Origin of the sequence: Celeribacter halophilus (genome assembly GCF_018860305.1) — a bacterium.
In the GTDB taxonomy this organism is placed as follows: Bacteria; Pseudomonadota; Alphaproteobacteria; order Rhodobacterales; family Rhodobacteraceae; genus Celeribacter; species Celeribacter halophilus_A.
Window position 1 is genome coordinate 93,475 of the sequence record NZ_JAHKPE010000030.1, and the last position, 19,583, is coordinate 113,057.

A 19,583-nucleotide genomic window follows, 5' to 3' on the forward strand; every position below is an offset into this window, starting at 1 on the left:
ACTGGACATGAAAATATGGAGATAAATTTCATGACGCAGAGAGGTGCTGATTCACCCCTTGCCCGCCAGAAGATGAGAACCCCATGTCCAACACGCCCGATCTTGGCCAGGATATTCGCGCTTTGCGCACGGCCCGAAAAATGACCTTGGAAACCCTTGCGCAGAAGCTGGGGAAATCCTTGGGCTGGGTGTCGCAGGTGGAGCGCAACCTCTCGACCCCGACGATGGACGATCTGCGCGACATTGCGCGGGTGTTCGATGTGCCGCTGTCGCTGTTTTTCGGCACAGCCCCCGCGCCGGAAAAAGAGCGGGGCCGGATTGTGCGGGCATCGGCCCGTCGTCATATCGGCGCGCATGAGACCGGATTGGTGGAAACCCTGATCTCGCCGGACCTGACCGATGATTTCGAAGTGATCCATTCTACCTTTCAACCGGGTGCCGCGCGTGAAGAGGTCATCACGCGTCCGACCACCGAAGTTGCCTATATGATCTCCGGCACGCTGGAGCTCTGGATCGACGGCGAAAAGTTCACAGTCTCCGCCGGAGACAGTTTTCGCATTCGTGGCGACAGCTACCGCTGGGCCAATCCCTATGACACTCCGGCCATTGCGGTCTGGGTCATTTCTCCCCCTGTATATTGAGGTCTCCCCATGTCTCTTCCCTCTACAGCTCGTGTCGTCATTATCGGTGGCGGTGTTATCGGAGTCTCCACGCTCTACCATCTCGCCAAAGCGGGCTGGTCCGACTGTGTTCTGTTGGAGAAAAACGAACTTACCGCAGGCTCCACATGGCATGCGGCGGGCAACTGTCCGAACTTTGCGGCGAATTACAGCGTGATGAATATGCAGCGCTATGGTCTGGCGCTGTATCGCGATCTGGCCGATGAGGTGGATTATCCGATCAACTACCATCTGACCGGTGCGGTGCGGCTGGCCCATACCCATAACCGGATGATGGAGTTCGAGCGGGTCAAAGGCATGGCGGCGCATATGGGTCTCGAAATGGACATGTGCACGCCGGAGGAATTGCAGGCGCATTTCCCCTTTATGGAGACCCATGATCTTGAAGGCGGGCTTTGGGACCCTCTCGACGGTGACATTGATCCGTCGCAGGTGACGCAGGCGCTGGCCAAAGGGGCACGCGCTCATGGTGCGACGATTGCACGGTTCACGCCGGCCACGGGCGTGTCCCGCGACAATGGTGAATGGGTGGTTCACACGGAGAAAGGCGATATCCGCTGTGACTATGTGGTGAACTGCGCAGGGTATTATGCCGCACGGGTGGGCGAGTGGTTCCTGCCGCATGGCGGGCGCGAGGTGCCGCTCACGGTCATGAGCCACCAGTATTTCCTCACCGAAGCCATCCCCGAGATCAGGGCATGGACCGAAGAGAACGGGCGCAAAGTGCCGATGCTGCGCGATGTGGATTCGTCCTATTACCTGCGTCAGGACACCTATAGTCTCAACCTCGGCCCCTATGAGCGCAACTGTCAGGTCGGCTGGGCCTCGGGTCAGGAAATGCCCGAAGATTTCAGCTTCCAGCTTTATCCCGACGATCTGGACCGTCTTGAATGGTATATCATGGATGCGATGGAGCGGGTGCCGCTTTTGGGCACGCAAGGCGTCCAGCGCAACATCAACGGTCCGATCCCCTATGCGCCGGATGGTTTGCCGATGGTGGGGCCGATGCCGGGTGTGCCCAATGCTTTCGAGGGCCACAGCTTCACCTTCGGCATTGCCCAAGGTGGCGGTGCGGGCAAGGTTCTGTCGGAATGGATCATGCACGGGCAAACCGAGTGGGATATGTGGTCCATTGACCCGCGCCGGTTCACCGATCACGCCGATCACGATTTCAGTATGAAAAAGGCCAAGGAAACCTATGGTCACGAATATGCCATGCATTTCCCCCATCACGAATGGCCCGCCGCGCGGGACAAGAAACTCTCCCCGAACCATGAACGTCTGATTGCGGACGGGGCGCAGATGGGGGCCTACAACGGCTGGGAACGTGCCAACTGGTTCGCTAAAGACGGTGACGACACCTCTGAGGAGGTCACCCATACATGGAACCGCACCGGCCCGTGGACGCCGCGTGTCCGCGAGGAGGTCGAAGCGGTGCACGATGGCGTGGGGGTGATCGACATGTGCGGCTTTTCGCGGTTCACCCTGTCAGGCGAAGGTGCGGCCGAGTGGCTGCGCGGACGGATCACGGGGGCGCTGCCGAAGATTGGCCGGATGAACCTGATCTATTTCGCCACGCCGACGGGGCGGGTTCTGACGGAAATGTCCTGTATGCGTCATGATGAGGACAATTTCACCCTGATGACCGCTGCTTTGGCGCAATGGCATGACTTCGAGATCCTGTCGTGGAATTTGCCGGACGGGCTGCACCTGAGCGATCACACCAAGGCCGTGACGGTCATGCTCGTGAGCGGTCCGAAATCCCGCGATCTGTTTGCGCAGATTTCGGATGCGGACCTGTCCCTTGGCTGGCTCACCCATCAATCGGCCCTGATCGCGGGCAAATCCGTCACTCTCGCACGGGTGTCCTTTGTCGGCGAACTGGGCTGGGAGGTCCATTGCGCCACCGAAGACGCCGCGGAGGTTTACAAAGCCATCCGCATGGCCGGTGCAACGCCCTTTGGCATGTATGCGCTCAATTCGATGCGGATCGAAAAGGGGTATCTGACGTGGAAGGGCGATCTATCCACGGATTACAGCTTTTTGGAAACCGGACTAGATCGCTTCGTTAAACTCGATAAGCCGCAGGACTTCCCCGGCAAGGCCGCCTTGCAAGCGCAGGCGCAGACCGGTGTCTCCAAACGCCTTGTCACCCTGACCGTCGAGACCGCAAAGCAGGACGCGCCCTATATGGCCGCCGTGTTCAAGGACGGCCAGCGCGTGGGGGAGGTAACCTCCTCGGCCTATGGCTACCGCGTCGAGAAGGCCATCGCTCTGGCTATGCTGGATATAGAGGCAACGGCAGCGGGTACGGAGCTTGAGATCGAAGTCTACGGCACGCGTCTGAAAGCCGTGGTTGAAGCCAATGCGACCCTGTGGGACGCGGAAAACGCGCGTCTGCGTGCTTGATCTGAAAGGACTATGACAATGGCAATGCCTCCAAAACACGCGCGTGTCGTGATCGTCGGCGGTGGGGTGATCGGTTGTTCGGTCGCCTATCACCTGACCAAACTTGGCTGGACCGATGTGGTCCTTCTGGAACGCAAACAGCTCACCTCGGGCACAACATGGCATGCGGCGGGGCTTATCGCCCAGTTGCGCGCCACGAAAAACATGACCAAGCTCGCCAAATATTCGCAGGAGCTTTACGGCACACTCGAAGACGAAACAGGCGTGGCCACAGGGTTCCGGCGCAACGGGTCGATCACCATGGCGCTGTCGCAAGAACGCCGCGAGGAAATCCTGCGTCAGGCCTCCATGGCCCGCGCTTTCGGGGTCGAGGTCGAGGAAATCGGGCCTGACGATGTGCTGGCACGCTATCCCCATGTGAATGTCGAAGACATGACCGCCGCCGTCTATCTCGACAAGGACGGGCAGGGCGATCCGGCCAATATCGCGTTGGCACTGGCGCGTGGGGCCAAGGATCGCGGTGCAATCGTGCTGGAGCGCACCAAGGTCACAGGGTTTGAAAAGCAAGACCGCCGGATCACAGCTGTGAACTGGGAAAGCGCAGAGGGCGAAGGCCGCATCACCTGTGACCATGTGGTAAACTGCGCGGGCATGTGGGGCCATGAGGTCGGGCGCCAGATGGGCGTCAACGTTCCGCTTCACGCCTGTGAACATTTCTACATCGTCACGGATACGGTGCCAGAACTGACACAGCTTCCGACCCTGCGCGTGCCAGAGGAATGTGCCTATTACAAAGAAGACGCCGGTAAAATCCTGTTGGGCGCTTTTGAGCCTGTGGCGAAACCTTGGGCGATGAAAGGCATTCCCGAAGATTTCGAATTTGATCAGCTGCCCGAAGATTTCGATCATTTCGAGCCGATCCTTGAGGCGGCGGTGAACCGGTTGCCGCTTTTGGCCGAAACGGGGATTCATACGTTTTTCAACGGGCCGGAGAGCTTTACGCCGGACGATTCCTATCACTTGGGTCTTGCGCCCGAGATGGACAATGTCTGGGTTGCGGCAGGGTTCAACTCCATCGGCATCCAGTCAGCGGGCGGGGCTGGTATGGCGCTGGCTGCGTGGATGGACACGGGGTCGAAGCCCTTCGATCTGGGGGATGTGGACATTTCCCGCATGCAGCCGTTCCAAGGCAACAAGACCTATCTCTTCGAACGCTCCAAAGAGACTTTGGGCTTGTTGTTCGCCGACCATTTTCCCTACCGCCAGAAAGCTACCGCACGGGGCATCCGCCGTTCGCCGTTGCATGAGGCGCTCAAGTCCGAAGGGGCTGTCTTTGGCGAATTTGCAGGATGGGAGCGCGCCAACTGGTTTGCCGATGCGGGGCAGAAGGCCGAATATGAGTATTCTTGGAAACGCCAGAACTGGTTCGACAATGCCGCCCGCGAACACAAGGCCATCCGCGAGAATGTCGGCATTTACGATATGTCGTCCTTTGGCAAGCTGCGGGTCGAGGGGCGCGATGCGGAGGCCTTTTTGAACTATGTGTCCGCCTCGAACCTGTCTGTGCCTGTGGGCAAAATCGTCTATAGCCAGTTTCTCAACACCAAAGGCGGGATCGAGGCGGATGTGACCATCACGCGCCTGTCGGAGACCGCCTATCTCATCGTCACCCCTGCGGCGACGTGCCTGTCCGATCAGACATGGCTGCGGCGTCATCAGGGGGATTTCAACGTCACCATCACCGACATGACCGCCGCAGAAGCGGTGATCTGTGTCATGGGGCCCAATGCGCGTGCGCTTCTGGAGCGGGTCTCCCCGAATGATTTCTCCAACGCGACCAATCCCTTTGGCACCTGTCAGGAGATCGAGATCGGCATGGGCCTCACCCGCGCCCATCGTGTGACCTATGTGGGTGAGCTTGGCTGGGAACTCTATGTCTCCACCGATATGGCCGCGCATGTGTTCGAGGTGCTGCACGCGGCAGGGCAGGACATGGGGGCCAAGCTCTGTGGCTTGCATATGATGGACAGTTGTCGCATCGAAAAGGGCTTTCGCCATTTCGGCCATGACATCACCTCGGAGGATCACATTCTGGAGGCGGGGCTGGGCTTTGCCATCAAGAAAACCGATGTGGATTATATCGGGCGGGCTGCGGTGGAGCAAAAGCGCGAAGAGGGGCTCAGGATGCGGATGGTGCAATTCCTGCTCACCGATTCCGAACCGCTGCTCTATCATGCCGAACCCTTGCTGCGCGATGGCGAAATCGTCAGCTACCTGACCTCCGGCGCATACGGGCATACGCTCGGCGGGGCCGTGGGGCTGGGCTATGTGCCCTGCGAAGGGGAAAGCGTCGCGGAGCTTCTGGCCTCCAGCTATGAGGTCGAAGTGGCCGGACAGCGCGTGGCGGCGCGGGCTTCTCTGAAGCCGTTCTATGACCCGAAATCGGAACGCGTCAAATTGTGAGACCGCAGGTTTGGCGAGCGTGAAAATACCCCGCCTCCCGTCATGAGAAGGGAGGCGGGTCTTTGTCGAGATGGTCGGTGTAAGCCGCAGGCGAACCCGCCTCAACGCACCGGATTAACGCGCTTCGATCAGAGTATCTTCCCGATGATCCCGCAGTGTTGCGGTGAGCCGCACCGTGCCGCGTTCTCCCGTTAGGCGGAGCCAGCAACCCGTGGTCCCGCCTTGCAGGACGGGGCAGCTCGGGCCGATAAGCGTCGCGGGGCCCTCGACCTCCAGAAACACGGGTTCGTTCAGAAAGTGGAGCTTGTTGCCCGCCTGATCCAGCGCGCGGATCATCACGCGGATGTCGTCGCTTGGATCGGCCTCGGCCTCTTGAACATCGGGAGCCAGTTCCAGCCGGTCCAGAACGGCGTCGGCAGGGAAGAAACGCTCCACCACCATCTCCCCGTTCAGAAAACCGCGCAACTGTCCCGCGTGCCAGCTTTCGCCCCAGTCTCCCAACTCGTCTTCGGTGAAATGGCGGTGGTCAATGATGACCGGTGGGTGCGGCAAATGGGGGAAACGCTCACGGTCCGGCCCGACGCGTTTCGTGACATTGGCATAGGACAGTTCCACCTCGTCGCAATTGGTCAGCACGATCAGCGGAAGCACCCCGCCGATATTGCGCTCCCCACGCGCCCAGACGGTGACGGGCTCCATGAGGATTTCGTCCTCGGGATCGCGCTGGCTGGCATAGGCATAGGCGGCGAATTTCGGTTCACGGAAGATCGTCATGACACCGTGGTGGCAAATCCGGTCTCCGGCGCCGAAATCCTTGTGCGTGTTATAGTCGAACATACACCACCCGATACAGCCCGCCAGACCGGAGGCCGGATCATGGGCGGCGTTGAGCACTTCAAGATGGCGGATTACATGCTCGTGCTGGCGATGTTCGGGATCACCCGCCTTGGTCGGGAACATATGGCCGTTATATTCGGTGACCAGATAGGGCACACGCTCCGGCAGGCCCGTGACCTCCTGTTGATCGCGCAGTGCGGTGCGCGGGCGGTTGGAGAAGGGCATTTCGAAGTCGCCCAAGATGAAATCGTTCATCGTGTAGACATCTTCAAGCAGCGTGCTGTCGGGAATACAACGCACACCGCCGGTCTGTCGCGTCGGGTCGAGATCGCGGGCGAGGGCATTGGTGCGCGTATAGAACGCATCGTCATCGGGGCTTTCATTGATCCGCACTCCCCAGATGATGATGGAGGGATGGTTCCAGTCGCGACGGATCATCCGCTCGACATTGCGCAGGGATTCATCTTGCCACACGGGGCCGCCGATATGCTGCCAGCCTGGGATTTCCTCAAAGACCATCAGGCCGATCTCGTCGCAGCGGTCGAGGAAATAGGGGCTTTGCGGATAGTGCGACGTGCGCACGATGTTGCAGTCCAGATCAAAGCGCAGAATTTCGGCATCCCGTTGCTGGCTGCGTTTGCCTTGCGCATAGCCGGAATAGGGAAAGCTCTGGTGCCGGTTGAGGCCGCGCAGGATCACCCGTTCGCCGTTGAGAAAGAACCCCTCCGGCGTGAACTGTGCTTCGCGAAAACCGAAGCGTTGGGTGAGCCGGTCACCGCTGTCGGGCAGGGTGAGCGTCAGCGTGTAAAGCGCAGGCGTCTGCGTGGACCAAAGCGTGATGTCTGTCAGGCCCTCAAACCGGATATCCCCCTCGCCGGAGCTGTGTGCGATTTCGCGGCCTTGGGCATCGGTGATCTGCGCATTGACCGGCCCCGCCTCACTGGTCGCGACTTTGGCAATCACGGTCTTGGATGCGGCCAGCACATCGGGCGTTTCGATTTTGACCGAGATGATGTGGCGCGCAGGCAGGACTTCCAGCCAGACATCGCGGTAAAAGCCGGCATAGGTGAGATAGTCGATCCGGCCACCAAAGGGCGGAATCTCGGGGTTTTCCGCTCCGTCAACGCGCAGGGTGACGAGGAGTTTCCCGTCCACAAAAGCATCGCTCAGATCGACAGTAAAGGGCGTGTAACCGTCACGGTGGTGACAGGTCTCGATCCCGTTGAGCCAGACCGTCGCATCAGCCATAGCGGCATCGAACCGCAGACGGACGCATTTGCCCTCCCATGCCGGAGACCACCGGATTTCGCGCTGGTAGGTAAAGGGCTTCTGATAGGCGCGTTCGTCGAAATAGCTCATCGGCAGATCGATGGCGTTGTGGGGCAGGGTGACGCTTTCTCCCGCCATTGGCGCATTGATATGGGCGGGATCGAAACCGGCGGCAAAGGTCCAGCCGGTGTTCAGGGTTGTCATCTCTCTCATGTTACCACTCCGCAAAGCTGCCATCTGGGTGACGCCAGACCGGATTGCGCCAGCGGTGACCTTCAGCGGCGGCTTGCCGGACTTTGGCTTCGTTTACCTCAATGCCCAATCCCGGCCCTTGCGGGATCGCCACGAAACCGTCCTTGTATTCGAAGACGGAAGGATCAATCAGGTAGTCGAGCAGGTCGGAGCCCTGATTGTAATGGATGCCCAGAGATTGTTCCTGAATAAAGGCATTGTAGCAGACCGCATCCAGTTGCAGGTTGGCTGCGAGGGCAATCGGCCCCAAGGGACAATGCAGCGCCAGCGCGACGTCATGGGCCTCAGCCATGGCCGCAATGCGGTAGGTCTCTGTGATGCCGCCCGAATGGCTCGGGTCGGGCTGGATGATGTCGACATAGCCGCCTTGTAACACGGATTTGAAATCCCAACGGCTGTAGAGCCGCTCGCCCAAGGCGATGGGCGCGGCGCAATGGTTGGCAATCTCGCGCAGGGCTTCGGCATGTTCGCTGAGCACCGGTTCCTCGATGAACATCAGGTTGAACGGCGCGAGCTCTTTGGCCAGTTGTTTCGCCATCGGGCGATGCACGCGGCCATGAAAATCGACGCCAATTCCGAAATCCGGCCCCATCTCGTCGCGAATGGCCTGCACACGTTCCAGAACCGCGTCAATCTTGGCATGGCTGTCGATGAACTGAAGCTCCTCTGTGCCGTTCATCTTGACCGCCGAAAATCCGCGATCCCCACAGTCGCGGGCCATGCGGGCGGTGTCGCCGGGGCGGTCGCCACCGATCCAGCTATAGACCCGAATCCGGTCGCGTTGCTGACCGCCCAGAAGCGCGTGGACCGGCACGCCTAAGGCTTTGCCCTTGATGTCCCAAAGCGCCTGATCAATGCCTGCGATGGCGGACATATGGATGCCGCCACCGCGATAGAACCCGCCGCGATACATCACCGTCCAGTGGTCCTGAATATGACCGGGATCCTTGCCGATCAGAAGGTCGGACAGTTCCTCGACACAGGCCGCAACCGTCGCCGCGCGGCCCTCCAGAACAGGTTCGCCCCAGCCGGAAATGCCCTCGTCTGTGGAGATTTTCACGAAACACCAGCGCGGGGGCACGATGAAGGTCTCAATTGCGGTGATTTTCATAGTCTATCCTCAGAAAAACTTATTGGGCCGCTTCGGTGTCAAACGGCGCGACAGTGTTGAAACGGGCGGTCATGAAAGCATCGGCCACAAGGCGCAGCGGCGCGAGATCGAGATCGCTTTGCCCTTGCGTCACCAGATCACGCATGCGGGCATAGAGGCGGGCGTATTCGTGGTTGTCGCCGCTACATATCTGCGCGCCGTTGACCGAAAATTCCGCGCCGCCCTTGTCAAGCTGCGCCAGATCGCCCTCGTTGGTTTCAATCGTGATACGCCAAAGCTCGTCACCGGTTTCGCGCCAGTCGAATTGCGCCGTGACGGGTGTGTCGCCTGCGCACAGTGTCAGCTCTGCAGCAATCGGTGTCTGGCGTCCTTCGGGAATGCTCAGGGTTGCGGATTTGAGATGGACGGGGTCGCGCAGAAGCCGCGTCAGGATCGACAGGGCGTTGATGCCCGGATCAAAGACGCCTAGCCCGCCGGGTTGCCAGATCCACTCCTGCCCCGGATGCCATTTGCGCACGTCCTCACGCCATGTAATCGCAATCCTCGTGGCTTTGCGCTCCAAAAGCCAAGCCCGCGCTGCCTCGACAGCGGCGGCTTCGCGTGAATGCCATGTGGCAAAGATCGTGCGTCCCGCCTGCGCTGCGGTTTCGCGCAGGGTTTCGATTTCGCTCAAACTCATGGCGGGCGGTTTTTCGAGCATCAAGTGACGTCCCGCGCGCAACACCTCCATCCCCTGTTCGAACCGCCCCTGTGGCGGGGTGCAAAGGGATACGATGTCGAGCTCTGGATGTGCCGCGAGCATTTCGGTCAAGCCGTGGTGGCTTGGCACATCGGGTAGGGCGGCATTGCGGCTGGCGATGGCGGCAAGATGCACGCCTTCGGTCGCGGCAATGGCCGGAAGATGCTGGGCCTTGGCAATGGCTCCAAGCCCCACAAGACCGATTGCAAGGCTCATCCGCGCACCCTTGCGCCGTTGTCCGCACGGAACAGGTAGAGCGAGGCCGGATCGAAATTCAGCCCCACCGTGCCGCCGCCGGAGGTTTCGAGACGCTGGTCGGTCTCCACCACAACGCGCTCGCCAGTGGAGGCGCTCAGATGGGCATAGCTGACGCCACCGAGGTTCTCGGCCATCTGGATGCTGAACGGCCTTTCGGTTCCGCTCAACTCAAGGGCATTGGGGCGAATACCGATCTCAAGCGCCGTGCCTTCGGGCGGCAGGGCAACCGGACTGTCGAATTTCTGTCCCAGAGCGGGGATGTCGAGTTTGCCGCCGGAGACGGTTGCGGCGAGGAAATTCATCGAGGGCGAGCCGATGAACCCCGCAACAAAACGGTTGTCGGGATCGTCATACAGATCCATCGGACGACCGACCTGCTCGATATAGCCCGCGCGCAGCACCACGATCTTGTCGGCCATTGTCATAGCTTCGACCTGATCATGGGTGACATAGATCATCGTGGCACCGATCTCGCGGTGCAGTCGGGCAATCTCGGCCCGCATTTCCACACGCAATTCCGCATCGAGGTTGGAAAGCGGTTCGTCGAACAGAAACACCTCCGGCCCGCGCGTGATGGCGCGTCCGATGGCCACACGTTGCCGTTGCCCGCCCGACAGAGCCGCAGGTTTGCGGTCCAGCAGCGGTTCGAGTTTGAGAATTTGCGCGGCCTCTTTGACTTTTGCGGCGATGTCTTCCTTGGGATGACCGTTCATCTTCAGGCCAAAGCCCATGTTCTCGGCCACGGTCATATGCGGGTAGAGCGCATAGGTCTGGAACACCATCGCAATGCCGCGTTCTGCGGGTTCGGCATGGGTCACGTCCTGCCCGCCGATGCGAATGGAACCGCTGGTGGTCTCTTCCAGCCCCGCGATCATCCGCAAAAGCGTGGACTTGCCGCAGCCGGATGGGCCGACAAAGACGCAGAATTCTCCCGGTTCGACCGCAAGATCGACTCCGTGGATCACTTTCACATCGCCATATTTCTTGACGATCTTCTCTAAGGTCACTCCGCTCACAAGGTCTCCTCCCTTATTACTGGCGTTATATCTGGTGCGCTGTCTGGTCTGTTCGGGCGCGATCGGGTCCTGTCAGGCTGGTTCTGTTGCGCGTTGTTGTTCGGGAAAGCGCCACTCCATAGCGGCCTGCGCAATTTTATCGGCCGTTTCCTTCAGAAGCGGTGCGTAGGTTTCGAGTTGGGCGTGGCTGTCGCTTTGGCCCGAAGTGATGGAAATCGCACCCAGCACACGGCCTTGCGCCGACAGGATCGGCGCGGCGATGCAGCGGATGCCGGGTTCGTGTTCTTCATTGTCCCACGCAAAACCGCGCGCGCGAATATTGTTCAACTCCGCCCGCAGGCTCTCTGCGTCCGTAAAGGTGGTGTCGGTGAAGCGGTGGAAACTCTGGCGCTTCAGCGCGTCTAGCAGGGCATTCTCGGGCAGATAGGCCAGCATCGCTTTGCCCACACCGGTGCAATAGGCCGGTCCGACCTTGCCCGATTGCGAGAACATTTCCACCGGACGGGCGGCGTTGCGTTTGTCCACATAGAGCACCATGCCCTGATCCAGCTGCGCGAGGTGCAGGGTCTGGCCTGTCTGTTGCGAAAGCTGGTCGAGATAACCCGCCGCGATCGGAGCAAGCGAGCTTTGCGCCCAAGCCGCATGGGCAAGACGCACGAGGCGCAGTCCCGGTTTGTAGGCTTGGCGTTCGTCATCATAGGCCAGCATGCCTTGATTGGTGAGGGTTTGCAGAAAGCGGTAAAGCGTTGCTTTCGGCAGGCCTGCCTTAGGCAGTAATTCCGCAAACCGCACGGGGCGCCCGAACTCCGCCACAAGATCCAGCACGGCCAAGGTGCGCCCGACGGTGCCGTCGGATTTGCCTGCAGAACGTGCAGGGGGCTGCTCGGTCTTTTTGCCAGGGGTTCGGGATGCGTCGGTCATGGTTCCTCCTCAGGACTGTTGACAGGATGAAAGATTCGCGGCAACATTTCAATATGTAAAACATGGTTCCAATATTTGAAACTAAAATATGGGGCCTGTGCTGCAAAACGGGAGGAAACCGAATGAATATTTTGAAGACAACGGCGCTGACCGCGCTGGTGGGTGCGCTTGCGATGCCGGCGATGGCCGAACAGCGTGTGCTCAAGCTTTTTACAGACGCCTCTGATCCCGCCCCCAAAGCCGCTTTCGAGCAGCTTGTGGCAGGGTTTGAAGCCGAGAACCCCGATGTGACTGTCGAGGTGAACACCTTTGACCACGAGGGTTACAAGACCGCGATCCGCAACTTTCTTACGGCGGACAGTCCGGATCTGGCCAACTGGTATGCGGGCAACCGTATGGCCCCCTTTGTAAAAGCCGGACAGTTCGTGGATGTGTCGGATGTGTGGGAAGAAAACGGGCTGAAAGACAGTCTGAGTTCCGCGCTTTCGTCGATGACCATTGATGGCAAGCAATGGGGCGTGCCTTACACCTACTACCAGTGGGGCATCTATTATAACAAAGACGTCTATGCCAAAGCGGGCGTTGATGTTCCGACCACTTGGGACGAATTCATCTCGAATTGCGAGAAGTTTCAGGAGATCGGCGTCGATTGTCTGACCACAGGGACCAAGGCGCTCTGGCCCGCTGCGGGGATTTTCGACTATCTCGATCTGCGCACGAACGGATATGACTTCCACATGCAACTCACCAACGGCGAAGTGCCGTGGACCGATGAGCGCGTGCGCAATGTCTTTGCCGAATGGGCCAAAGTGGTGCCCTACACCTCGAAAAACGTGGCCGCGATTGACTGGCAGGACGCCGCCTCGAACATTGTTCAGGGCAAGGCCGCCAATTACGTCATGGGCAATTTTGCGGTCGCCACCTTCAAGGATGGCGGGATGACCAATGACACATTGGGCTTTATGGACTTCCCGACGATCAATCCCGACATTCCCCGCGCGGAAGAAGCCCCCACGGACACGATCCACATTCCGGCAGGGGCCAAGAACGTCGAGGATGCCAAGAAATTCCTCGCCTATCTGGCGCGTGCGGATGTGCAAAGCGAAGTGAATGCCACGCTTGGCCAGTTGCCGATCAACAAGAACAGCGAAGTCGGCGACGATCCCTTCCTGCAACAGGGGTTCGAGGTTCTGTCTACGGCAGAGGGCGGCATTGCCCAGTTCTTTGACCGCGATGCGCCGGCCCAGATGGCCAAGGCCGGAATGGAAGGTTTCCAGGAATTCATGGCCTATCCGGATCATCTGGACGCCATTCTTGAGCGCCTAGAGAAGATGCGTCAGCGCATTTACAAAGACTGATCCTCCCCGGGGGCGGTGCCTGTTGTGAGGGTGCCGCCCCTTGTTCCCCCAAACGAGGAGAGCCGTGATGACCGATTCATCCGTCCCTGCGTCGCGCAACAGCGGCGCTTTTACCCCCCGTCGCAGACTTGGCCGGAAACTGGCTCCGTGGCTGTTTCTTGCACCGGGCATGATCATGTTTCTGGTCTACGTCATCATCCCCATCGGCCAGTCGATGTGGATCTCGTTTTTTCAATGGGACGGTCTAAGCCCGAAAATATGGGTCGGGATCGAGAACTATATCGAGCTTCTTGATGACGAGGCCTTTTATACCAGCCTCAAGAACAATGTGATCTGGCTGGTGCTTTATATGCTGGCAATCCCTTTCGGATTGTTCATCGCGCTTTTCCTGAACCAGACCGTGCGCGGGATACGTATCTATAAATCCCTGTTCTTTTTCCCCTTCGTGATTTCGCAAGTCGTGGTGGGCCTGATCTTTTCCTGGTTCTATGCGCCGGGGTTCGGCCTGTTGTTCGAATTGACGAAAATCTTCGGCGGGGAAGGCATAGCGGTCCTCGCCAACCCCCACACGGTCACTTACGGGATCATCGTTGCGGGACTCTGGCCACAGATCGCCTATTGCATGATCCTCTACCTGACGGGCCTGAATGCCGTCGCTCCCGATCAGATCGAGGCCGCGCGCCTTGACGGGGCCAAGGGTATCAAGATGCTCTGGTATGTGGTTCTGCCGCAACTGCGTCCGGCCACATTTATCGCCGTGGTCGTGACGGTGATCGGAGCGTTGCGCAGTTTTGATCTGGTGTCGATCATGACCGATGGCGGTCCCTTCGGCTCCTCGCGTGTGCTGTCCTATTACATGTATGAGCAAGCACTCTCCGAATACGGCTATCGCATGGGCTATGGCGCCGCGATTGCGGTGGTGCTTTTCGCGATCATGATGATCTTCATTTCGGGCTTCATCTGGAAGATGTGGCGCGACGAAAGGGGGCTTTGAGATGTTTCCGAAACCTGTCCAATCCATGAGCCCGACCGCACGGCTCACCTATCAAGTCGCGCTTCCGGTCATGTTGGTGATCTGGCTCCTGCCGCTTTTGGGGGTGGCTGTGACCTCCCTGCGTCCGTCCAGTGATCTGGCGCAGGGCAATTACTTCGGCATGCCTTCGGCGCTGGCCTTTTCGAACTACCTTGATGTGTTCAAAAACTCGCCCTTTGCCAGCTATATGCTGAACTCTTTCCGTGTCACCATCCCGACGGTGATCGGCGCTGTGGCTCTGTCGTGTCTGACGGGCTATGCGCTCGCCGTCTATAAATTCCGCTCCAACCTCATCATATTTTTCATGTTCGTCGCGGGCAACTTTGTGCCCTTCCAGATCTTGATGGTGCCGGTGCGGGATTTGACGGTGAACATGGGGCTTTATGACTCGATCACGGGGCTTGCGCTGTTCCATGTGGCGTTCCAGACCGGCTTTTGCACCTTGTTCATGCGCAACTTTATCAAGGCCCTGCCGCAGGAACTGATCGAAGCCGCCCGTGTCGAGGGCGTCGGAGAATGGCAGATTTTCTGGCATATTGTCCTGCCGCTGGTCCGTCCGGCCATCGCGGCCCTTTCCGTTCTGGTCTTTACCTTTATCTGGAACGACTATTTCTGGGCGACGGTCCTGACCACAGGGGCCGATACCCAGCCGATCACCGCAGGGCTGCAATCGCTTAACGGTCAATGGGTCGCGGCTTGGCATCTGGTGTCTGCGGGCTCCATCCTTGCCGCACTGCCGCCGGTGGCGATGTTCTTTCTGATGCAGAAACACTTCATTGCAGGGCTGACGCTCGGGGCGGTCAAATGATCCGGACATGGCACCTTGAAGACCCGCAGCAAAGCCTTGTTCTGGCAAGCCATGATGATCGCCTTCCCGAGATCATCTATTGGGGGGCGGCCTTGCCGGAGGATGAAGACCTGACCTCACTGGCGCAAGCCTGTCGAGCCGATGTGACGGGCGGTATGCTGGACCGTGCGCCGGAGGTTTCGATCTGTCCGGAGAGCACACAAAGTTTTCCGGGAGAACCGGGATTGATCGCCTATGACGCCAAAGGCCGCCCGCTGCGCCCTGCCTTCCGTTTCGAGGCGGAGGAGAGCGATGACAATGGCGTGACCTTGGTCTATGCCGATGAGGCAACGGGGCTGCGCTATCGGGCCAGCTTTGCGCTTGACCCACGCACCGGCCTCATTTCTGCGCGGGCTGCCATTGAAAGTGCGGAGCCGATCACCTTGCATTGGCTGACCGCGCCGGTCTTTCCGGCCCCGCAACTGGCCGACGAGATGCTGGAGCTTTCGGGCCGGTGGTGCGGGGAGTTCCGGATTGCCTCAACACCTTGGCAGGCAGGACAACGGGTGCGAGACAACCACACAGGGCGCACCGGTCACGAACATTTCCCCGGTCTGATCCTGCCCGCGCGTGGAGCGACCAAGACCTCGGGAGAGACCCGCGCCTTTCACTATGGCTGGTCGGGCGGTCACCGGATGGTGGCGGAAGAATTGCCTGACGGGCGTCGCCAAATCCAGTTCGGCCATGCCTCCGGCTCGGAGCCGCAACCGGACACGCGGTTTGAAACCGCAACGCTTTTCTCGGCGTTTTCGCAAGAGGGCTCAAACGGCTGCGCCCGTGTGTTCCAGCGGCACCTGCGGCACACCGCGCCGCAAACCTCCCCGCGCCCTGTGCATTACAATTGCTGGGAAGCGGTCTATTTCGATCATAACCTGTCCGAGTTGCAAGAGATTGCCAGCCGTGCTGCGGCACTTGGTGCTGAGCGGTTTGTGCTGGATGACGGGTGGTTCGGGCGTCGGGACGATGACACCACCAGCCTTGGCGATTGGCAGATTGACCCGCGTAAATATCCCGACGGGCTGGCGCCGCTGATCGACCATGTGAAAAGCCTCGGCATGAGCTTTGGCATCTGGTTCGAGCCGGAGATGGTCAACCGCGACAGCGATCTGGCGCGGGCACATCCCGACTGGCTTTTGGGACCGGAAGACCAGATCGAAGGTCGCCAACAGCGCGTGCTTGATCTCGCGCGCCCCGAGGTGCGGGCCTATCTGTTCGAGGCGATCGACGGGCTGCTCTCGGACTATGACATCAGCTATATCAAATGGGATCACAATCGGGTTTTGCCCGCACCGGATGCGGCCCAGACGCGTGGGGTTTACGACCTGTTCGACCAACTGCGAAAAGCGCATCCCTCGGTGGAGTTTGAAAGCTGTGCTTCGGGCGGCGGTCGCATCGACTTCGGTATTCTGGAACGCACCGGACGGGTCTGGCTTTCCGACAGCAACGACGCGTTGGAGCGGTTGCGCATTCAACATGACGCCGCCCTGTTCCTGCCCGCTTCGGTCACAGGTAGCCACGTTGGCCCGCGCGTCTGTCACACCTCGGGGCGGGAGATTGATATTCACACCCGTGCTTGGGTTGCGGCACAAAGGCATATGGGCTTCGAGATGGACCCCCGCGAACTGACCGACACAGAGGCCGAGGTTCTCTCCACCGTCACCGCATGGTGGAAGGCCAACCGTGACTGGCGTATGCGCGCCGATATTCTCCGGCTGGAAAGCGCAGATCCGGCGGTGATTGCAGAGTTGCAACTGGCCGAAGACGGTCAGCGTTTCGTGGTCTTTGCAGGGCAGGTGACACCCTCAGATCAGATATTGCCCCGCCCATTGCGTTTGAGCGGACTTGATCCCAAGGCGCGGTATCGTGTCCGGCTGATCAATGCGGATGAGACATCACATCTGTCCCGCGGCACCCCCGCGCTCAAGGCCGGTGCGGTGGAATTGAGCGGTCAGGCTCTCATGGGGCAGGGGATGACCCTGCCTTGGAGTTTCCCCGAACGCATCCGGATCATCGAAGGAGAAAGACTATGAGCCATACGATGCCGGACTGGATTGCCGCCGACTGGGGCACCACGCATTTGCGGCTCTGGGCCATGCGCGGGCACGAGGTGCTTGAGCGTCGCGCCACGGATCAGGGCATGGGCAAACTGGCGCCTGCGGACTTCGGCGCGGTGCTGGAAACGGCAGTGGAGGGCTGGGGCACGGCTCCGGTTGTTACCTGCGGCATGGTCGGATCCCGTCAGGGTTGGTTCGAAGCCCCTTATGCGCCCGTGCCTTGCGCCGCCGCACCAAGACTGGTGCGGGTTCCCGACCATGAGGCCCGCCCTGTCTACATTGCCTGTGGCGTGCGTCAGGATAGCCCGCCCGATGTGATGCGCGGGGAGGAGACCCAGATTGCGGGGCTTTTGTTGCGTGAGCCGGACTTTAACGGAACGGTTTGCCTGCCGGGCACCCACACAAAATGGGTCGGGCTGCGTGACGGGAAAATCATGCGCTTTCAAAGCTGCATGACCGGCGAAATCTTCGATCTGCTGTCGCGTCACTCGGTCCTGCGACATTCTTTGGGCGGGGCGGGGGATGATCTTGCCGCTTTCGAGGCGGCCTGTTCCGAAGCCTATGTGAATCCGGCCCTTGCCTATGGCGCGCTGTTCGGCCTGCGGGCGGGGGCTTTGCTCGGTGATCTGGACGCCAATGCCGCTACGGCGCGGCTGTCGGGGTTGCTGATCGGGTGGGAACTGGCCGCGACCCATGAGATATGGTCCGGAGGTTCTGTCGCCTTGATTGGCAGTCCGGTCTTGAGCCCGCTCTACACGCGCGCCTTGGCGCTCTGCGGGATCAGCGCAACGGTCCATGATGCCGAAGATGTAACGCTCGCGGGGCTCTACGCCGCGCAACAGACGATAGGAGATCAGACATGAGCCGCCCCTTGATTGCGATCCTGCGCGGGATCACCCCGCCGGCAGCCCTGCCCGTGACCGAAGCCTTGCTGGAGGCAGGCGTGACGCGGATCGAAGTGCCGCTCAATTCGCCCGACCCGCTCGATAGCATCAAGGCGATGGTTGATGCCTTCGGGGATCGGGCCTTGATCGGCGCAGGCACGGTTTTGCGCGTCGATCAGGTAAACGCCGTTGCCGCCACGGGGGCCAAGCTGATCGTGTCTCCGAATTGCAACGCGGAGGTCATCGCTGCAAGCAAGGCCGCCGGATTGCAGAGCTTTCCCGGTGTGATGACCCCGACCGAGGCCTTTGCCGCGCTGGACGCGGGTGCAGATGGTTTGAAACTCTTTCCCGGCGAATTGATCGGCCCCATCGGGTTGCGGGCGATGAAGGCGGTCCTGCCCAAAGGGGTGCCTCTGTTTGCTGTGGGTGGCGTCTCGGTGGAGAACATGGCCAACTGGCATGCAGCAGGTGCGGCGGGCTACGGGATCGGCTCGTCGATCTACAAACCCGGCGACAGCGCCGCAACCGTGGCCCAAAAGGCGCGGCGTCTGGTGTCCTGCCTTGATGAGGTTCGTGGCAAATGACGGCGCAGGTTTTTGATGATCGACCGTGTTTCCTCGGAGAAGGTGCTTTCTGGCACCCCGAACGCGGGCAGCTTTTCTGGTTCGATATTCTTGCCGGTCGGCTTCTGAGCCGATCAGGGCAAAAGCCGCTGGAATGGCAGATCGGCCAGATGGCCTCAGCTGCCGCGTGGGTGGATGCGGAGACTTTGGTCCTTTCAACCGAAACCGGATTGCGCCGCTTTGATATCGCAACAGGGGCGCATGAGCCGCTGGTCGGGATTGAAGCGGACCGAAGTGAGACCCGATGCAATGACGGGCGAGCCGATCCGATGGGTGGTTTCTGGGTGTCGAGCATGGGTAAACATGCCGAAGCCAAGGCGGGCGCGATCTACCGCTATTATGGCGGTGCCGTGGAGCTTTTGTTTCCCGAAATCACCATCCCGAATTCGATCTGCTTTGCGCCGGACGGGCGACGGGCCTATTTCGCGGATACGGCGGAGGGCAGGATCGTGACCGTCTCTCTGGATGCGGACGGGTGGCCCGATGCCGCGCCGGATGTCTTTGTGGATTTGACTGCGCAAGGGTTGAACCCCGACGGCGCACAGACCGATTGCGAAGGCGCACTCTGGAGTGCGCAATGGGGGGCCGGACGCGTGGCGCGCTACCTGCCTGATGGTCGGTTCGATCGCGCGATTGCGCTTGCCGGACGGCATTGCTCCTGTCCGGCGTTTGGCGGGCCGACATTCGAGACGCTTTTTGTCACCACCGCGTGCGAAGGGATGGAGACGCCCGATGCGGGGCAGGGGGTTATCTACCAAGCACCTGCAGGGGTCGCAGGGCGGGCCGAACCGGCCCTCCGGCTTTAAGCGACGTGTAGAGGAAGGCGCGG

15 protein-coding genes are annotated in these 19,583 nt (G+C 60.2%); 10 read left to right on the plus strand and 5 right to left on the minus strand.

What is annotated here, in order from left to right; translation table 11 throughout:
• The first annotated feature begins 83 nt into the window (after positions 1-83).
• The 3 genes from KO492_RS11575 to KO492_RS11585 are packed head-to-tail and all read left to right on the plus strand — an operon-like array spanning position 84 to position 5,552.
• A complete protein-coding gene (locus KO492_RS11575) occupies positions 84-641 on the plus strand; it encodes a helix-turn-helix domain-containing protein (protein WP_216045095.1) in 558 nt (185 codons plus the stop codon).
• 9 nt (positions 642-650) lie between these two features.
• A complete protein-coding gene (locus KO492_RS11580; protein WP_216045096.1) occupies positions 651-3,089 on the plus strand; it encodes a GcvT family protein in 2,439 nt (812 codons plus the stop codon).
• An 18-nt stretch (positions 3,090-3,107) separates the two neighbouring features.
• The gene (locus KO492_RS11585; RefSeq protein ID WP_216045097.1) at positions 3,108-5,552 is read left to right on the plus strand and encodes a GcvT family protein; all 2,445 of its coding nucleotides are present in this window, start codon (positions 3,108-3,110) and stop codon (positions 5,550-5,552) included.
• A gap of 114 nt (positions 5,553-5,666) precedes the next feature.
• Here the strand turns inward: KO492_RS11585 and KO492_RS11590 are convergent, their stop codons facing one another.
• The 5 genes from KO492_RS11590 to KO492_RS11610 form a co-directional block, all read right to left on the minus strand.
• The gene (locus KO492_RS11590; RefSeq protein WP_216045098.1) at positions 5,667-7,871 is read right to left on the minus strand and encodes a glycoside hydrolase family 2 protein; all 2,205 of its coding nucleotides are present in this window, start codon (positions 7,869-7,871) and stop codon (positions 5,667-5,669) included.
• 1 nt (position 7,872) lies between these two features.
• Positions 7,873-9,021, minus strand: a complete 1,149-nt coding sequence (gene dgoD / locus KO492_RS11595; RefSeq protein ID WP_216045099.1) for a galactonate dehydratase — start codon at positions 9,019-9,021, stop codon at positions 7,873-7,875.
• A 19-nt stretch (positions 9,022-9,040) separates the two neighbouring features.
• Entirely contained in the window at positions 9,041-9,976 is a 936-nt protein-coding gene (locus KO492_RS11600; protein ID WP_216045100.1) for a Gfo/Idh/MocA family protein, read from the minus strand.
• Positions 9,973-11,034, minus strand: a complete 1,062-nt coding sequence (locus tag KO492_RS11605) for an ABC transporter ATP-binding protein (RefSeq protein ID WP_216045101.1) — start codon at positions 11,032-11,034, stop codon at positions 9,973-9,975. Before KO492_RS11605 ends, KO492_RS11600 begins: the two co-directional genes overlap by 4 nt.
• 72 nt (positions 11,035-11,106) lie before the next feature.
• Positions 11,107-11,955 (minus strand): IclR family transcriptional regulator, encoded by an 849-nt coding sequence (locus KO492_RS11610; RefSeq protein WP_216045102.1) that lies wholly within the window; start codon positions 11,953-11,955, stop codon positions 11,107-11,109.
• Between the two features lie 122 nt (positions 11,956-12,077).
• Here KO492_RS11610 and KO492_RS11615 point away from each other — a divergent pair, with 122 nt between their 5' ends.
• From KO492_RS11615 to KO492_RS11645, 7 genes are all read left to right on the plus strand, one after another.
• Positions 12,078-13,313 (plus strand): ABC transporter substrate-binding protein, encoded by a 1,236-nt coding sequence (locus KO492_RS11615; RefSeq protein ID WP_216045103.1) that lies wholly within the window; start codon positions 12,078-12,080, stop codon positions 13,311-13,313.
• Between the two features lie 169 nt (positions 13,314-13,482).
• Positions 13,483-14,307 (plus strand): carbohydrate ABC transporter permease, encoded by an 825-nt coding sequence (locus KO492_RS11620; RefSeq protein ID WP_303482288.1) that lies wholly within the window; start codon positions 13,483-13,485, stop codon positions 14,305-14,307.
• Position 14,308: 1 nt separating this feature from the next.
• Positions 14,309-15,154, plus strand: coding sequence for a carbohydrate ABC transporter permease (locus KO492_RS11625; RefSeq protein ID WP_216045105.1), 846 nt, complete (start codon positions 14,309-14,311; stop codon positions 15,152-15,154).
• Entirely contained in the window at positions 15,151-17,223 is a 2,073-nt protein-coding gene (locus tag KO492_RS11630) for an alpha-galactosidase (RefSeq protein WP_216045106.1), read from the plus strand. The genes KO492_RS11625 and KO492_RS11630 overlap by 4 nt, the downstream gene beginning before the upstream one ends.
• On the plus strand, positions 17,220-18,110 hold the full coding sequence (locus KO492_RS11635) for a 2-dehydro-3-deoxygalactonokinase (RefSeq protein ID WP_216045107.1): 891 nt from the start codon (positions 17,220-17,222) through the stop codon (positions 18,108-18,110). The genes KO492_RS11630 and KO492_RS11635 overlap by 4 nt, the downstream gene beginning before the upstream one ends.
• A complete protein-coding gene (locus tag KO492_RS11640) occupies positions 18,107-18,715 on the plus strand; it encodes a 2-dehydro-3-deoxy-6-phosphogalactonate aldolase (RefSeq protein ID WP_216045108.1) in 609 nt (202 codons plus the stop codon). The genes KO492_RS11635 and KO492_RS11640 overlap by 4 nt, the downstream gene beginning before the upstream one ends.
• Positions 18,712-19,560: an SMP-30/gluconolactonase/LRE family protein gene (locus KO492_RS11645; RefSeq protein WP_216045109.1), complete on the plus strand. Its 849-nt coding sequence runs from the start codon at positions 18,712-18,714 to the stop codon at positions 19,558-19,560. Before KO492_RS11640 ends, KO492_RS11645 begins: the two co-directional genes overlap by 4 nt.
• Positions 19,561-19,583: the final 23 nt, after the last annotated feature.

What these genes read in the sequence shown, in the direction of transcription:
- KO492_RS11645 (WP_216045109.1), top strand. Translation starts at nt 18,712, where the DNA reads ATGACGGCGCAGGTTTTTGATGATCGACCGTGTTTCCTCGGAGAAGGT.
- KO492_RS11585 (WP_216045097.1), top strand. Translation starts at nt 3,108, where the DNA reads ATGGCAATGCCTCCAAAACACGCGCGTGTCGTGATCGTCGGCGGTGGG.
- KO492_RS11610 (WP_216045102.1), bottom strand. Translation starts at nt 11,955, where the DNA reads ATGACCGACGCATCCCGAACCCCTGGCAAAAAGACCGAGCAGCCCCCT.
- KO492_RS11620 (WP_303482288.1), top strand. Translation starts at nt 13,483, where the DNA reads ATGATCATGTTTCTGGTCTACGTCATCATCCCCATCGGCCAGTCGATG.
- KO492_RS11615 (WP_216045103.1), top strand. Translation starts at nt 12,078, where the DNA reads ATGAATATTTTGAAGACAACGGCGCTGACCGCGCTGGTGGGTGCGCTT.
- KO492_RS11625 (WP_216045105.1), top strand. Translation starts at nt 14,309, where the DNA reads ATGTTTCCGAAACCTGTCCAATCCATGAGCCCGACCGCACGGCTCACC.
- KO492_RS11575 (WP_216045095.1), top strand. Translation starts at nt 84, where the DNA reads ATGTCCAACACGCCCGATCTTGGCCAGGATATTCGCGCTTTGCGCACG.
- KO492_RS11635 (WP_216045107.1), top strand. Translation starts at nt 17,220, where the DNA reads ATGAGCCATACGATGCCGGACTGGATTGCCGCCGACTGGGGCACCACG.
- KO492_RS11600 (WP_216045100.1), bottom strand. Translation starts at nt 9,976, where the DNA reads ATGAGCCTTGCAATCGGTCTTGTGGGGCTTGGAGCCATTGCCAAGGCC.
- KO492_RS11640 (WP_216045108.1), top strand. Translation starts at nt 18,107, where the DNA reads ATGAGCCGCCCCTTGATTGCGATCCTGCGCGGGATCACCCCGCCGGCA.
- KO492_RS11590 (WP_216045098.1), bottom strand. Translation starts at nt 7,871, where the DNA reads ATGAGAGAGATGACAACCCTGAACACCGGCTGGACCTTTGCCGCCGGT.
- dgoD (WP_216045099.1), bottom strand. Translation starts at nt 9,021, where the DNA reads ATGAAAATCACCGCAATTGAGACCTTCATCGTGCCCCCGCGCTGGTGT.
- KO492_RS11630 (WP_216045106.1), top strand. Translation starts at nt 15,151, where the DNA reads ATGATCCGGACATGGCACCTTGAAGACCCGCAGCAAAGCCTTGTTCTG.
- KO492_RS11580 (WP_216045096.1), top strand. Translation starts at nt 651, where the DNA reads ATGTCTCTTCCCTCTACAGCTCGTGTCGTCATTATCGGTGGCGGTGTT.